This window comes from Dysgonomonas termitidis, assembly GCF_054657735.1.
Genome location: NZ_BAAHYD010000003.1, coordinates 167,262 through 182,038, shown reverse-complemented (window position 1 = coordinate 182,038; position 14,777 = coordinate 167,262). Strand labels below are relative to the sequence as shown.

Annotated in this window: 11 protein-coding genes; 5 read left to right on the top strand and 6 right to left on the bottom strand. The window is 41.6% G+C overall.

What is annotated here, in order from left to right; genetic code table 11:
- From pepE to eno, 3 genes are all read right to left on the bottom strand, one after another.
- The gene (pepE, locus tag ACYQ3L_RS22030) at positions 1 to 708 is read right to left on the bottom strand and encodes a dipeptidase PepE (protein WP_379997435.1); all 708 of its coding nucleotides are present in this window, start codon (positions 706 to 708) and stop codon (positions 1 to 3) included.
- Positions 709 to 1,453: 745 nt separating this feature from the next.
- Positions 1,454 to 2,485, bottom strand: a complete 1,032-nt coding sequence (locus tag ACYQ3L_RS22025; protein WP_379997437.1) for an N-acetylmuramoyl-L-alanine amidase family protein — start codon at positions 2,483 to 2,485, stop codon at positions 1,454 to 1,456.
- A 224-nt stretch (positions 2,486 to 2,709) separates the two neighbouring features.
- Complete coding sequence (gene eno, locus ACYQ3L_RS22020) at positions 2,710 to 4,005, bottom strand: phosphopyruvate hydratase (RefSeq protein WP_006800140.1); 1,296 nt, start codon at positions 4,003 to 4,005, stop codon at positions 2,710 to 2,712.
- 331 nt (positions 4,006 to 4,336) lie between these two features.
- Here eno and ACYQ3L_RS22015 point away from each other — a divergent pair, with 331 nt between their 5' ends.
- Positions 4,337 to 7,162, top strand: coding sequence for an FAD-binding and (Fe-S)-binding domain-containing protein (locus ACYQ3L_RS22015; RefSeq protein WP_379997439.1), 2,826 nt, complete (start codon positions 4,337 to 4,339; stop codon positions 7,160 to 7,162).
- A gap of 7 nt (positions 7,163 to 7,169) precedes the next feature.
- Here ACYQ3L_RS22015 and ACYQ3L_RS22010 read toward each other — a convergent pair whose 3' ends face one another.
- Both ACYQ3L_RS22010 and ACYQ3L_RS22005 read right to left on the bottom strand, forming a co-directional pair.
- Complete coding sequence (locus ACYQ3L_RS22010; protein WP_379997441.1) at positions 7,170 to 7,847, bottom strand: hypothetical protein; 678 nt, start codon at positions 7,845 to 7,847, stop codon at positions 7,170 to 7,172.
- 128 nt (positions 7,848 to 7,975) lie between these two features.
- The gene (locus ACYQ3L_RS22005) at positions 7,976 to 8,788 is read right to left on the bottom strand and encodes a hypothetical protein (RefSeq protein ID WP_379997443.1); all 813 of its coding nucleotides are present in this window, start codon (positions 8,786 to 8,788) and stop codon (positions 7,976 to 7,978) included.
- A gap of 498 nt (positions 8,789 to 9,286) precedes the next feature.
- Here ACYQ3L_RS22005 and ACYQ3L_RS22000 point away from each other — a divergent pair, with 498 nt between their 5' ends.
- The 4 genes from ACYQ3L_RS22000 to ACYQ3L_RS21985 all read left to right on the top strand — a co-directional run bounded on the left by ACYQ3L_RS22000 (position 9,287) and on the right by ACYQ3L_RS21985 (position 14,295).
- A complete protein-coding gene (locus ACYQ3L_RS22000) occupies positions 9,287 to 10,678 on the top strand; it encodes a TolC family protein (RefSeq protein ID WP_379997445.1) in 1,392 nt (463 codons plus the stop codon).
- 123 nt (positions 10,679 to 10,801) lie between these two features.
- Positions 10,802 to 11,794, top strand: coding sequence for an HlyD family secretion protein (locus ACYQ3L_RS21995; protein WP_379997447.1), 993 nt, complete (start codon positions 10,802 to 10,804; stop codon positions 11,792 to 11,794).
- A gap of 122 nt (positions 11,795 to 11,916) precedes the next feature.
- Positions 11,917 to 13,086 carry an ABC transporter permease gene (locus ACYQ3L_RS21990; RefSeq protein WP_379997449.1) on the top strand — a complete coding sequence of 390 codons (1,170 nt, stop codon included), beginning with the start codon at positions 11,917 to 11,919 and terminating at the stop codon, positions 13,084 to 13,086.
- Between the two features lie 12 nt (positions 13,087 to 13,098).
- Positions 13,099 to 14,295, top strand: coding sequence for an ABC transporter permease (locus ACYQ3L_RS21985; RefSeq protein ID WP_379997451.1), 1,197 nt, complete (start codon positions 13,099 to 13,101; stop codon positions 14,293 to 14,295).
- Between the two features lie 40 nt (positions 14,296 to 14,335).
- On the opposite strand, the gene ACYQ3L_RS21980 is transcribed toward ACYQ3L_RS21985, so the two are convergent.
- Complete coding sequence (locus ACYQ3L_RS21980) at positions 14,336 to 14,632, bottom strand: putative signal transducing protein (RefSeq protein WP_379997453.1); 297 nt, start codon at positions 14,630 to 14,632, stop codon at positions 14,336 to 14,338.
- Between the last annotated feature and the right edge of the window lie 145 nt (positions 14,633 to 14,777).

The following is a 14,777-nucleotide window of genomic DNA, read 5'->3' as shown; positions in this document are numbered from 1 at the left end:
TTATTTTAGCAGGAAGTTGAAATCATCCTTCCCGGTTAATTCCTCCGGTTCCTGACCATATCTGAATATACGGGCCGACCTTTTTCCTATCAGTTTCAATACATCCCCTTCAAGGTTAAGCATTGTACCCTCACGTAAGCCTACGACATATACATCCTGATTTTCGGTAATAAACTCATTAATACGCACCTCCCGGGTCTCTCCACCGTGATTGGATGGGTGATCGTCCAGATAGTGAGGGTTGATCTGGAAGGGTACTAAATTAGCTACATCAAAACCTTTAGGGTCGATAATAGGCATATCATTCGTCGTGCGCAATGTAGGACAAGCTACATTCGAACCTGCGCTCCACCCGATATACGGAGTTCCACCCTTTACCTTTTTATGGATGAGGTCAATCAATCCGTTATCACGCATCATACGAACGAGCTTCCATGTGTTCCCTCCGCCAACTATAATAGCTTCAGCTTCTTCCACAGCTTTCTTCGGATCATCGAAATGATGGATACCAACCACACTGTGTCCTATTTCCTTGAAGCGGTCATTCACTTTTTCTTCGTATTCATTATACGAAAAAGTCACTGCCGCATAGGGAATAAACAATGCCTTTACCGGTTTCTCACCCAAAAATTCTTTGATATTGTACTTCGGATAATCCAGATAAGCTTCTCCGGGATTGGTCGAATTGCTGATTAATAGTAATCTCATAATAATAACGTTTTCCACAAATATACGAAACTATTTAAACTTACAGAAGGCATCAGCCGTTTTTCGAATCCCCGGCCATCTAAGAAGTTGGAGTTAATAAAAAGTTGACAAAGTTGACATATATTTCAGTAAACAGTAAGCAGTATCGTGGTTTGTCATGCTGAGAGAAACGAAGCATCCCGTCAGAGAGTAGTTAACAACCTGTCTCTCGTATCTTTCTCCAAAAAGGTAACAGATATGTCAGTAAGCAGTAAACAGTCAACTAATTTATAACTCGTAACTGCCCGCAAGGCGAAGAAATAACATTCGCCGAAGCGAAGGCGAGGCAAACTCGTAACTGTTAAAAGGCAACAAAAGTAACAGTCTTTTCAGCCTTTGTGCCCTTTGTGATTTCCTTCGTGTACTTAGTGGTTGAAAACTCTTTACCACAAGGAGCATAAAGATTTACACAAAGAACACTATATAAAAAGTAACAAAGGTAACAGAAATATCAGTTAACAGTCATCAGTCAATAACTCGTAAGATGTAAAACTTTGTGCCTTTGCGTCTTTGCGTGAAACAAAACAAAACGCCTGCCAACTTGTAACTCGTAACTGCCCGCAGGGCGAAGTAACTCGTAACTACTTTAATCAGCACTTCAAAGAACTATAAGCTAACAGCCAAAGGCTATTAGCTCTAATTATATAGATAAAGTAAATGGAAATTGATATAGAAAGAGATAACAATCAATAGAGTAGAAAAAATATCATTTCCCCTTCTTCCAGTTTTCATAATCCGTAATAAACCCGCGGCACATCCAGTTTGCCAAAGCCTGACGGTTATTCGGGTCTAAAAATCTCCGCTGGTCGAAACTGTTTTGAATATTGCCCAGTTCGGCGTAAATGCCCACAGGTGTCGTCTTATCCAACACAAAGAGACTGCGCTCACCAACCGTCCCTGTAAAGCCCCGGCTTGGCTGATGCTTATCGTAATGGCTTTCGAAGGTGGTTCTCATTGTATTCGCCAGTTTTTTACCGCCGCTGCTTTTGGGTGCCCAGTAAAAAAAGACATCCAGTTGCTCCTTCTGGCTACGGCTGTCTACATGGATAAAAACAGCCCTTTTATATTTCTCTTTCGTCCTTTTCGCCAGACTGTTTATCTTATCACTCCGTTGCTGTAATCTTTTCACCTGATTGAGAGGGATTACTTCACCCATACAGGTTTCGCGGTCACTGTTCGAAAGATATCTGTCGTCCCGGATGCCATCCAGCGCATCCTGTATGATCATATGCACCGTCGCTCCCTCTTCGAGCAGGGTGCGGGCAAGCCGCAGGGTTATATCGTAGGCATATTCATCTTCGTGAAGCTCATAACCATCCACCTTGCCGATAGCTCCGGGATCAGGACCGCCATGTCCGCTCGAAAGATAGAAGCAGGTACCTTTCAGTTTATTCGATTTGATTGTATATTCCTGATACTTGTTCCCGAATAACTTATTTATCTTTGTCTTGCTGTCTTGTTTATCTGCGGCAGGCTTATCCTGGGCTTCCGTATTCCGCTTGCCGGATAATGGAGGGAGCGTATATGCGACGCCCAATAAAAGAGAGTTGTTCCGTCCGAATTTACCTTTATTCAGCTCCAGAAACTGCTCGTATTGCCCACTGCCCGTACGTTTATTCCGCTTGAGGAATAAATGGATACCTTCTCCGTTGCGCGGTGTATCTTTATCACTCTGAGCAGAAACGCTAATGCCTGAAATTGAAAACAGGAAAAGTAGTATAATGAAAATCCGATTCATAGGCTCTAATTCATAAAAACATTTAATGATGTATTCTAAAACAGCCACAGTTTATTGCTGCTATACTTAGAGAATCAATAAATAGGTCTGCGATCTTAAGCTGCCGTGTAAAGTAATAATAGCCCCTTCACCAAGGCTTCCGCAAATATATGCAGATTCATATAAAAATCAAAAACCGGTACCCTTTCGGATACCGGTTTTCTATAATATTAAGAATTGACTTCTTATTTTTTGCGTTGAACGCGTTTCCAACCATAAACAGCCTTGTCGCCAAGTTCTTCTTCGATACGAAGAAGCTGGTTGTATTTAGCCATACGGTCTGTGCGGCTAAGAGAACCGGTTTTGATCTGTCCTGAGTTAGTAGCAACGGCGATGTCTGCGATAGTAGCATCTTCAGTTTCACCCGAACGGTGAGAAGTTACGCTTGTATATCCTGCACGGTGAGCCATTTCGATAGCATCCAATGTTTCGGAAAGTGTACCGATTTGGTTTACTTTGATAAGGATAGAGTTAGCACATCCGCTTTCGATACCTTTTTGAAGGAAGTCAACATTAGTTACGAACAAGTCGTCACCTACAAGCTGAACTTTGTCGCCGATAGCATCTGTAAGCTTTTTCCAGCCGTCCCAGTCGCTTTCGTCCATACCGTCTTCGATAGAGTCGATAGGGTATTTTTCAGTCAGTTCTTTCAGGAATTTAACCTGGTCGGCAATTTTGCGTTTTGCCCCGCCTTTTCCTTCAAATTTGCTATAGTCATACACCTTAGTTTCTCTGTTGAAGAATTCAGAAGCAGCACAGTCAAGAGCGATAGTGATGTCTTTTCCTGCTTTATAACCTGCATCCTTAATGGCTTTAAGGATAGAATCCAGCGCGTCTTCTGTTCCGTTAAGAGCAGGAGCGAAACCACCTTCATCACCCACTGCTGTGCTAAGGCCACGGTCGTGAAGCACTTTTTTCAGTGAGTGGAAAACTTCAGCACCCATTCTCAAACCTTCTTTGAATGATTTTGCACCTACAGGGCGGATCATAAATTCCTGAAATGCGATAGGAGCATCAGAGTGAGAACCTCCATTGATGATGTTCATCATCGGTACAGGCAGTGTATAAGTGTTGGTACCACCGATATAGCGATACAAAGGAAGTTCAAGATAGTTAGCCGCAGCTTTGGCTACAGCAAGAGAAACACCAAGAATAGCGTTAGCGCCAAGTTTAGATTTGGTTTTAGTTCCGTCCAGCTTAAGCATTTTGCTGTCGATTCCCCTTTGGTCAAGAGAAGATTCGCCCAGTAAGGCAGGAGCTATTATTTTGTTTACATTATCTACAGCTTTAGTTACCCCTTTACCTCCATAACGTTTTTTATCACCATCGCGAAGTTCCAAAGCTTCATTTTCTCCCGTTGAAGCACCTGATGGTACAGCAGCGCGGCCAAGGATACCGCATTCAAGGGTTACATCAACTTCAATTGTAGGATTTCCTCTTGAATCCAAGATTTCACGTGCGAAAATTTTCTCGATTCTCATTGTTTTTATTTGTTTAAAAATGAATAATGTATTTCGTTTTTTCGTTTGTTAGAGTCTGTTTAAATTTGACCCACAAAATTAGTCTTTTTTCTTGTATTTAAAGAACTAATAAGATGGAATTTATAGGTTTTGTGTTTTTTTAAACACCATCATTCATTAACTATACCGATAAAATAGACGCTTCATAATGCCGGTATCTTCTTTTTAAATGATTTTTGCCAGAGACCTTATTATCCATCCGCTATTAGCACTGATTTATCAAATATGTTTTATAACTTGCATTTATTTTATTTCATGCTGTTTATTTTTAACCAACTAAAACACTATTACTATGCTACCTGCTAATTATCAGCAACTAAAAGACGAATTATCGAAAACACTCCCTGTCAAACGCATTATCACAAATCCGTTGCAATTATTAGCTTACGGAACAGATGCGAGCTTTTACCGTCTGATTCCGAAAATAGTAGTACAAGTACATACCGAAGAGGAAGCTGTGGAGGTAATCCGCCAAACCGGACGTCTGAATCTTCCCGTAACATACCGGGCAGCAGGCACAAGCCTTTCCGGACAGGCAATTTCCGATTCCGTACTTATGGTAGCGACTCACGAATGGCGCAAATATACCATCCTGGACGATGACGGCATGAAGATCAGGCTGCAACCCGGAATCACAGGGGCAAGGGCAAATATATACCTGCAACCGTTCGGTCGAAAGATCGGCCCCGACCCCGCGTCGATAAATGCAGCGATGATTGGGGGAATAGCCGCCAACAACGCCAGCGGGATGTGTTGCGGCACGGCCCAGAACTCATATAAAACAATTGCCGACATCCGTATTGTACTCTACGATGGCACCATTCTCGATACATCCGACGAGGAGAGCAAAAAGGCATTCAAAGCAAAGCACCCCGGCATAATAAAGGAAATAGAACAGTTAAGAGACGATATTAAATCCGATACTGTTTTGGACGAACGTATCAGGCGTAAATTCAAGATTAAAAATACAACCGGTTACAGCATCAATGCTCTGGTAGACTATCAAGACCCTTTCGATATCATCAAACACCTGATGATAGGCTCGGAAGGGACACTCGCTTTTATATCCGATATTACCTATCATACCGTTACCGACGAGAAGTACAAGGCTTGTGCCCTGATGATATTCGAAACCATCGAACTGGCGTGTGAAGCTGTTCCGCTTTTGCGTGAAAGCCCTGTTTCAGCAGTTGAATTACTGGATAGGGATTCTATCCGCTCGGTAGAAGACGATCCCGATGCTCCGGATTATTTCCGTACAATGCCCGAAACCGCTTGCGTGCTGCTGGTAGAAATACAGGCGAACGAAAAAGCAGATATGGATGCCAGAGAAACCGCTGTACGCAAAGCTGTGGAAACGATCCCTACGATACAACCATACAGATTTACTTCCGACCCGAAAGAATATAATTTCAACTGGAAAGCCCGTAAAGGCCTGCTGTCTTCTGTCGGCGGCCTGCGCAAAACAGGGACAACCTGCATCATAGAGGACGTCGCTTTTCCTGTACCCCGTCTCGCGGAAGCATGTATTGCCCTGAAAGCCCTGTTCAAAAAATATGAATACCATGACGCGGTCCTTTTCGGACATGCGCTGGAAGGCAATCTGCACCTGAATTTCTCACAGGATTTCAGTACGCCGAGCGAAGTGCAACGCTATGCCGATATGATGGACGAACTGGCCGATATTGTTGTCAACAAGTTTGACGGCTCACTCAAAGCCGAGCATGGAACAGGCCGTAATATGGCCCCTTTTGTGGAAAAAGAATGGGGCGAAGCCGCCTACAAGATAATGCTCCGCATAAAGAAAATATTCGACCCTTACCACCTCATCAACCCGGGTGTGGTGATCAATGAGAATCCGAAGATACATCTCGAGAACCTGAAACCTTTGCCTGCCGTAAACGAAATTGTAGACAAGTGTATGGAATGCGGCTTCTGCGAACCTAACTGTGTCGCCGAAGGCCTGACCCTGTCGCCCCGTCAGCGCATTGTCATCGCCAGGGAGATTTCAAGGCTGAAAATACAGGGAGAAAATCCGGCACGGCTGAAGCAGATGTTGCACGACGCAAAATATTATTCGGACGAAACCTGTGCAACCGATGGCCTTTGCGGGCTGGTATGCCCTGTAAAGATAGATACGGGTAAGTTCATAAAAGACCTGCGACATAATGAGGCATCAGGCACAGCCAAAAGTATCGCTTCATATATAGGTAATCGTATGGCAGGAACCACCTCTCTGATGCGGGGCGGACTCAATTTCGTACATGCTTTCCATACTATATTGGGAGATACGCTGATGGGAGGCATCGCATCAGCAATGAGAACCGCATCCTTCAAGACCATTCCCAAATGGAACAAGGATATGCCAAGGGGCGCGCACAAGATAAAAGACTCTGTAGTCAACGAGGGACAAGCCGATAAAGTCGTTTATTTTCCATCCTGTATCAATCGATCGATGGGTAAATCGAACGGCTATGAGAAAGGGGATGTGGAACTTACTCAAAAGACCAAAGAGTTACTCCAGCGAGCAGGCTTTACCATCATCTATCCCGAAGGCATCAACCATCTGTGCTGCGGCATGGCTTTCAGCAGTAAAGGACTGAAAGAGGAAGGCTCACGTAAATCGAAGGAACTCGAAGACGCATTATATAAAGCATCCGAAGGAGGTAAATATCCGGTGCTGTTCGATATGAGCCCGTGTTTCTATACTTTCCATGAAGCCTATACGAATAAAGATCTGAAGATATATGATCCTATAGAGTTTATGATCGACTTTGTAATGCCTAAGCTACAAGTTAATAACCCACGGGAAGCAGTAACTGTATTTCCGGTCTGCTCTGTTAAGAAAATCGGCATGGAACAAAAGTTGCAGCAACTTGCTAAAATGTGCTCGAAAGAGGTCGCCTTTGTAGAAAGTAACTGCTGCGGATTTGCCGGAGACAGAGGCTTTACTTATCCCGAACTGAACAAGCACGGGTTAAGGCATCTATCCGAACAGGTTCCTGCCGTCTGCAAAGACGGGTATTCTACCAGCCGCACCTGCGAAATAGGAATGAGTGAATACAGCGACATCAATTTTAAATCTATTTTTTATCTGATAGACGAAGTGACAAGGTGAAATTTTATTAAAACTTGACAAATCTGACATGTTTTTTAATATTTCGGGTTGCCATCCTTTTAGATTTCGTGCATCTTCTTTCTTTCGCGAGTTTCGACACCAAGGATGCCGTGATATCCCCGGCCGATTTTCTTTTGCTGCATATCAGACCGTCACTTAAAATTACGTCTATTTTCGAGGCCTCGATTCTATCGGTGTGCGGTCGTGGCATCTCCGCATTCACTCCATCTCCAATCACTTCCTCTAAAACGACACGGCTGTCTTCAGAAACATGCTCCACTTCCTTCTTCACGGGAAGTCTGGAGAGGCTTTTCTTATCGTTACGTTCCAGCAGCATCTTTATTGTACGCAGGTCGGGGGCACACTCTTTTTTTGTAATTACTTTCGATTTAAACACCAATTCTCCGGGATTATTCACATCCGGTACATATACATCTTTTTCTTCAACAGTCATATAACCTTCCAGTTTTTTCTTCAACGAAACATGCACCATCGTCATCAATGCTTCATCGCGCCTATGAGTGGCATCCTCTATTTCCTTCCTGAACTCAGGTTTGCTATCCATCCAGCTATAAAAAGCCTGTCTGCTAAATCCCAGAGCCTTACATATCTGGGTAGTTGTATAAAACTCTTCTTCGAGAAGAAAGACTACCTTTTCCACTAATTCTTCGCTATACTTTGCCATACCTTAAATATTTAAGAGTTATAAATTATGAAGGTGTATCGACAGGAAGTAATTGTTCTTCATCAACTGCCCTTCATGTACTATTTTTAGTATAGATAAATGAATTCGGATTTAATAATGTGAGAGGTTTATTGTTTCTTCAATTCATCCCAAGCTTTTTTTGTGTTATCAATATATTTTCTACTATGACTTGGACTATTTAATTTAAAATCTATTAAAATATCAGAACTATCATTACAAAAAATTTCAGCCCATTTTGCAGAGAACCTAAATAAATTCATATTCAAACACTCATATATCCCATTTTTTAAAGGGGTCTTTATTTCTTTATATAGCAATAAAACCTTTTCAAAGTTCCCTGAATCCTTAAGATATTCATCTTCAATATCAGGATTACCCTTCGATAGTTTTATTGTTTTTTCTAAATAATGCTCAAATGTATGATGTACAACAATCCCAATGTATTGCAATTCCTCTTGGATTAAATAGGCGTTTGTAATAGCTTCTCCACACATCACATTTTTCAATTTACTATTTGGTTGCCCTATAAAAGCATATCCATGTGCAACTCCTCCTTTTATAGGTATTCTGCGTATCAATGCGTGATGAAAAAAACAAGAAACAGCATAAGTAAATAATCTCCACGATGTTAAACTTTCATCTTTAGTGTACATAAATATACTATCTGAAAATATCCTAAACTGAACTATATCTTTAACATTCTCATCTTCTACAAATGGGCTGTTTTTATCTCCGTCTAAATAATTTACTAAAGTTTCCAATTGTTCAACAGCATGACGTGTTCCTTTTTGAAGCATATTTTTGAAGCCCAGAATATCAAAAAAAGCAACATAACGGCGTATAGTATATTTTTCTATCTGTGTCTGTTTCTCGTTTTTATCTCCACCTTTTTGCCCTTTCTCCTTTTCCGTTTTATCCATAGAATAATTAGATTTAATTTAAGTTACCCAAATATACAAAATATAAACCAATTTAAATTAACAATTGGGTAGAAGAAACGGTATTAATTCCCGTTTCGACCTCTCAAACCACCATACGTGCCATTCAGCAAAGCGTAGCGGAGTCAATGACAAAATACGGATACAGATAGTTTCTTTCTTTACTTAATGAAATTGAGCTTACGCGAGTGTGAGCAGTCGCAACTTTGACGGCAAACGCCCGTTTGACTATGAAAATATCTGATGCGATGCTCGCTCAAAAAGATATGAAAATTAGAACGTATAAAAAACGTACTTATTTTTTATCACGAAGCGAAAAAAGAATAAATATTAAAGCATCCTGACATGAACCTTTTTTTTTACTAAATGTTAAATTATTAGTAAAAAACTAATTGTCGCTATCGTATTTTAGAAAATGTATATACTTTTGCGTATAGTTGCATAAACAATCAATTGCAGGTTTATTAGATTAACTCCAGTATGATTAAAAAAAGTTGTGGAATAATTCTCCTTTTAATATCCGTTTTCAATATAAACAGTGCCGCACAGCAACTCCTTAGCCTGGAGCAATGCCGGCAGTTGGCTATAGAAAACAATAAGGCTCTGAAAATAGCATCGGAGCAGGAAAAGATTGCATATTACAATAAGAAAGACGCATTAACCAAATTCTTTCCTGAAATACAATTTCTGGGAGGTTACATGCATAACCAGAAAAACCTGCATCTTATCTCATCATCCGCTATACCCAGTGCAATCCCCTTACCCGTACCTATTGGAGAAGTATCTTCCATACCCATTCCTGATAATATAAGAGACGGCATCTGGAAAATGGGCGAAGTAGACATAAAAAACATTTGGGCAGGCGGTTTCAACCTTACCCAGCCTATATTTATGGGTGGAAAAATAATCGCTTATAACGACCTGCGCTCTTACGCCGAAGAACTAGCTAAAACAATGAAAGAAACCCAGATGACAGATGTTATCGTAGAGGTGGATAATGCATACTGGCAGGTAGTATCGGTTGCAAATAAAAGAAAATTAGCCGGGGCCTATGTAGAGCTGATGAAAAAAATGGACTCTGATATTTCAGCTATGGAGCAGGAGGGTGTTGTTACCAAGGCCGACCGCTTATCCGTGAATGTAAAACTGAACGAGGCGGAAATGACGCTTACTAAAGCGGAAAACGGACTTAGCCTTGCCAAGATGCTGTTGACTCAAATATGCGGATTGGAAATCAGCGATGAAATCACGCTGCAAGATGAAAATCTCGACAATCTGATTATCAATGGAGAAAATGAGACGATGCCTAATATAGATGAAGCATTAACCAACAGGACTGAAATAAGAAGCTTGGAACTGGCCACAAAAATATATGGCAAACAGGAGAAGATAGCACAGGCCGACTTTATGCCTAATCTGGCTTTTACAGCCAATTACCTCTGGACAAATCCGAATTTATTTGATGGTTTTGAGAAAAAATTCGGTGGAATGTGGAATGTCGGAGTGGTGCTAAAAGTGCCTCTAAATTTCGTTTCCAGTTCAGCAAAATTAAATGCAGCAAAAGCTGAAACACGTATTAAACGATTTGAACTGGCTGAAGCTAAAGAGAAAATCACTTTACAGATAAACCAGTCGGTATATAAACTGAACGAGGCAAACAAAAAACTGGCATCTACACAAAAGAATACTGAAAAAGCCGATGAAAACCTGCGATATGCTAATGCAGGCTTTGAGGAAGGAGTTATAGCTGCGTCGGATGTAATGGCCGCACATACAGCATGGCTCGCCGCGCATTCCGATAAGATAGATGCACAAATAGATATAATCCTCTGCAAAATATATCTGAATAAAGCGTTAGGGCGAAAATTATAGTCCCACCAACCTCCCCAAGGGGAGGCTACAAGGAGAGCATAAAAGAGAAATGGCAAGATAAAAATTAAAAATGGCGCAAGCAACTCGTAACTTGTTTACTTGTAACTCGTAACTAATTAAAATATGGATACAGAAAATAAAAAATCAGGGTCGAAACTTATACCTATACTGGTTTTCGCAACAATAATCATTGTAGTGGGCCTTTATGGCTTCTTTTTCCTGAATCAGGAAGATAATATCATACAAGGAGAAGCCGATGTAACAGAGGTCCGCATATCCAGCAAAGTTCCGGGGCGTATATCCAGATATCTGGTCGACGAAGGCAGTTTTGTAAAAAAGGGAGATACTTTGGCTATTCTCAGCATCCCGGATATAGATGCCAAACTGGCTCAGGCCAGCGCTGCCGAACAGGGAGCTGCGGCACAGAACCAGAAGGCCATAAAAGGAGCGCGTGTAGAGCAAATACAAGGTGCTTTCGAAATGTGGCAAAAAGCTAAAGTGGGTGTGGATATAGCCCGGAAATCATTTACCCGTGTACAAAATCTGTATGATAAAGGCGTGGTAACAGCTCAGAAACGCGACGAAGTAGAAGCTCAGCTAAATGCTGCCATCGCTACGGAAAAAGCTGCGAAATCACAGTATGACATGGCTGTGAACGGAGCTGAAAGAGAGGACAAGGAAGCTGCCCTCGCTTTATTGGAGAGGGCAAAAGGCGCGGTTGCAGAAGTGGCTTCATACATATCGGAAAGCTACCTGATTTCACCGACTGATGGTAAAGTAACCGAAAAATTTCCGAACGAAGGCGAACTTGTAGGTACAGGAGCACCAATAATGAATGTAGCTAAACTGGATGACAAATGGGGTTCGTTCAATATCCGCGAAGACCGCCTCAAAGATTATAAAGATCTGGGTAAGACATTCAAGGCTTATGTACCTGCACTGGACCGGGATGTAGAGATGACTGTCTACTATGTGAAAGACCTTGGCTCGTATGCCGCATGGAAAGCGACAAAAACTACGGGGCAATACGACCGTAAAACGTTTGAAGTGAAAGCCCGGTTCAATGATAAATCGATAGATGTGCTTCCGGGAATGTCCCTGATCATAAAAGAGTAATAGCAGTCAACAGTTAACAACTAGTATCTTGTTTACTTGTAACTCGTAACTGCCCACAGGGCGTAGAAATAACATTCGCCGAAGCGAAGGCGAGGCAAACTCGTAACTATCAAAAGAATAAAATGACCAAAGAAACCGGCATATTCGCGATATTCAAAAGGGAATGGTTGCGCATTTCTTCTTCCAAGATATGTATCTGGGGGATATTTGTCGCACCCTTACTATCCATGATTATACTGTTGTGGATGATGAGCAGCGGACTGCCGTCACGCATTCCTATTGCGGTTGTAGACCTTGACAATACAACCACCACACGTACACTCATCCGACAGCTCGACGCTTTCGAGAAAACAGATATCAAGTACAAAAGCCTTTCTTTCAGGGAGGCCAGACAGCAAATGGAGCGAATGGAAATATATGCGATATTAACCATCCCGAAAGATTTCACAGAAGACGCCATATCGGGTAACCGCCCTAAGCTCGTTTATTATACCAATAATGCATTCCTCATATCCGGCTCTCTCCTGTTTCAGGACTTAAAGACGATATCCACACTGGCCTCAGCAGCCGTAGGGCTGCAAACAGCCGAAGCAAAGGGCTTTACGGAAAACCAGATAATGCCTATACTACAACCGATAACAATAGATGCACATCCCTTAGGTAACCCATGGCTCAATTATTCAGTATATCTGAATAATATACTGATGCCCGGAATACTGCAACTTATTATACTTATGTTTACAGTATCCTGTTTCGGTTCGGAAATAAAAGCCGGTAGGGGATCTTATCTGATGGCAATGGGAGACAATTCGATATTAAAGGTAATCATTGGAAAATTATTGCCATATACCATTATCTATACGGGTATTGCCTTCTTTTTCATATCAATATTTTATTACATCAATAAGTTCCCATTGCACAGCGGATTCTGGCCAATGTTCCTGAATTATCTCTGCCTTATTCTGGCAGCACAGGGAATGGGCGTTATCCTGCTGGGAATATTCCGCAACTATCGCTTGTCTTTAAGTATTGCAAGCCTTATAGGAATGGTATCGTTCTCAATTACCGGATTTTCATTCTCCACGTTGGCGATGGATGGTAGTTTAAGTGCGTTAAGTAACTTTTTCCCTTTGCGTCATTTCTTCCTCATATATGTAGACCAGGCGCTCAATGGTATCCCTGTAGGATATTCTATGTATCAGTATGCAGCCTTACTCGCATTTGTACTGCTTGCAGCCTTTTTCTTCGGTGTGATCAGAAAAATGCTGACGGATAATATTTATGAAGAATAAATCAGAAACAGCATGAAAAAGTTACTGCTCGATATATATTATGTTTGGATCAATGAACTAAAGGTTGTCTTCAGAGACGGAGCCGTCATACTCCTGTTCTTCATTGTGCCTCTCGCCTACCCTGTTTTATATAGTTTTATATATAACAACGAGACTGTACATGAAGTCAAAGTTGTAGTCGTGGACGATTCCAACTCGGCCCTATCCCGCGAATTCAAACGAAAAGTAGATGCTACGGCCGATGTGAAGATTATCGGATATGCAACCGATATGGAAGAAGCCCGGGAAGCCATGAGAAGGAAAGAGGCATACGGCATCATGTATATCCCGAGAGATTTCAGCAAAAATATAAACACGCAGCAACAAACACAGATCAGTGTATTCTCCGATATGAGCAGTTTGTTGTTTTATAAAGCGATGCTTTTAAGTGCAACAGAGGTATCCCTCGATATGGGAGCCGACATCCGGGTTGCAGAAACAGGCGGAGGCAGCCAGGAAGAAGATGCCGCAACACGTCAGACGGTAGAAAACCAGTGGGTAACGATGTATAATCCGCAAAACGGCTTTGCCAGTTTCCTTGTTCCGGCGATTCTAATACTGATCATACAACAGACACTTATATTAGGCATAGCTACAATAGTTGGTACACACAACGACAGGAAGCGTTTCACTATTGCCTCTCATACAGCGCAAGGCAAAAGCGTTCATCCCGTAAAACTTACCATAGGGAAAGCTTTCTGCTATGCATCACTTTATATGCTTATATCTGTATGGGTACTGAGAGTCATCCCTTACATTTTCAAATTCCCCCAGATAGGTGATCCCCTTACCATTGCAGCTTTTCTGATGCCATTCTTACTGGCTGCTACATTCTTTGCAATGACATTGTCATACTTTTGTTCACAGCGGGAGTTCGGTATGATGCTGTTTGTTTTCACCAGCGTACTTTTCATATTCATTTCGGGCATATCATGGCCCTGGACAGCTATCCCCGCACCTATAAAGGCAATTGCCTATATAGCTCCATCTACACCGGGTATTCACGGTTTTATAAAGATAAATACAATGGGGGCGACACTAACCGATGTCTGGTTCGAATATATCGCATTATGGATACAGGCCGGAATATATTGCATTACCGCGGTGTTCATGTATAAATGGTGGATTCAGAATTACGATCCTGAATACAAGGGAATGGTAAGAAATTAAAATTTTGTCCGTTATCCTTTACCACGGGTAAAACTTCTTTTCATTTTCGTCCAAACCATGAAGTTATTTTCTCATACCATTTCACTAAAAACAAGGTAGATCCGGGTATTTCATAGTCTTCTTTCCTGGCAAAGCCGCCTTCGAGTAAAAGGTTGATCGCTTGTTCCGCATCCTCTTCCCTTACCTGTAGTTTTATTCCGCCTACGGCATAGGGATGAACCTGATTTATCAACTCATCCTTCAGGAAACAATAGATATCATTATCCTCTAAATATGATTTTGCGACAGCCAGTTCCCCCGGAATATTTGAAGTCTTTACTGTTATCATTTCACTCATGGCATCATACAATTAGTCGTTTAAAGATACATATAACCTGTAATTTATCCAAGTCATCATCCGCCTTTATTAAACTATGATCTGAAAATATTACTGCATTATTAAAACAAAACACCGACCTGATTGTTTTAATGATTAAGACTAT

Coding starts and splice junctions, on each gene's coding strand:
- ACYQ3L_RS21980 (WP_379997453.1), bottom strand. CDS start 14,632: ATGAGTGAAATGATAACAGTAAAGACTTCAAATATTCCGGGGGAACTG.
- ACYQ3L_RS22010 (WP_379997441.1), bottom strand. CDS start 7,847: ATGGCAAAGTATAGCGAAGAATTAGTGGAAAAGGTAGTCTTTCTTCTC.
- ACYQ3L_RS22025 (WP_379997437.1), bottom strand. CDS start 2,485: ATGAATCGGATTTTCATTATACTACTTTTCCTGTTTTCAATTTCAGGC.
- ACYQ3L_RS21995 (WP_379997447.1), top strand. CDS start 10,802: ATGGATACAGAAAATAAAAAATCAGGGTCGAAACTTATACCTATACTG.
- pepE (WP_379997435.1), bottom strand. CDS start 708: ATGAGATTACTATTAATCAGCAATTCGACCAATCCCGGAGAAGCTTAT.
- ACYQ3L_RS21990 (WP_379997449.1), top strand. CDS start 11,917: ATGACCAAAGAAACCGGCATATTCGCGATATTCAAAAGGGAATGGTTG.
- ACYQ3L_RS22000 (WP_379997445.1), top strand. CDS start 9,287: ATGATTAAAAAAAGTTGTGGAATAATTCTCCTTTTAATATCCGTTTTC.
- ACYQ3L_RS22015 (WP_379997439.1), top strand. CDS start 4,337: ATGCTACCTGCTAATTATCAGCAACTAAAAGACGAATTATCGAAAACA.
- ACYQ3L_RS22005 (WP_379997443.1), bottom strand. CDS start 8,788: ATGGATAAAACGGAAAAGGAGAAAGGGCAAAAAGGTGGAGATAAAAAC.
- ACYQ3L_RS21985 (WP_379997451.1), top strand. CDS start 13,099: ATGAAAAAGTTACTGCTCGATATATATTATGTTTGGATCAATGAACTA.
- eno (WP_006800140.1), bottom strand. CDS start 4,005: ATGAGAATCGAGAAAATTTTCGCACGTGAAATCTTGGATTCAAGAGGA.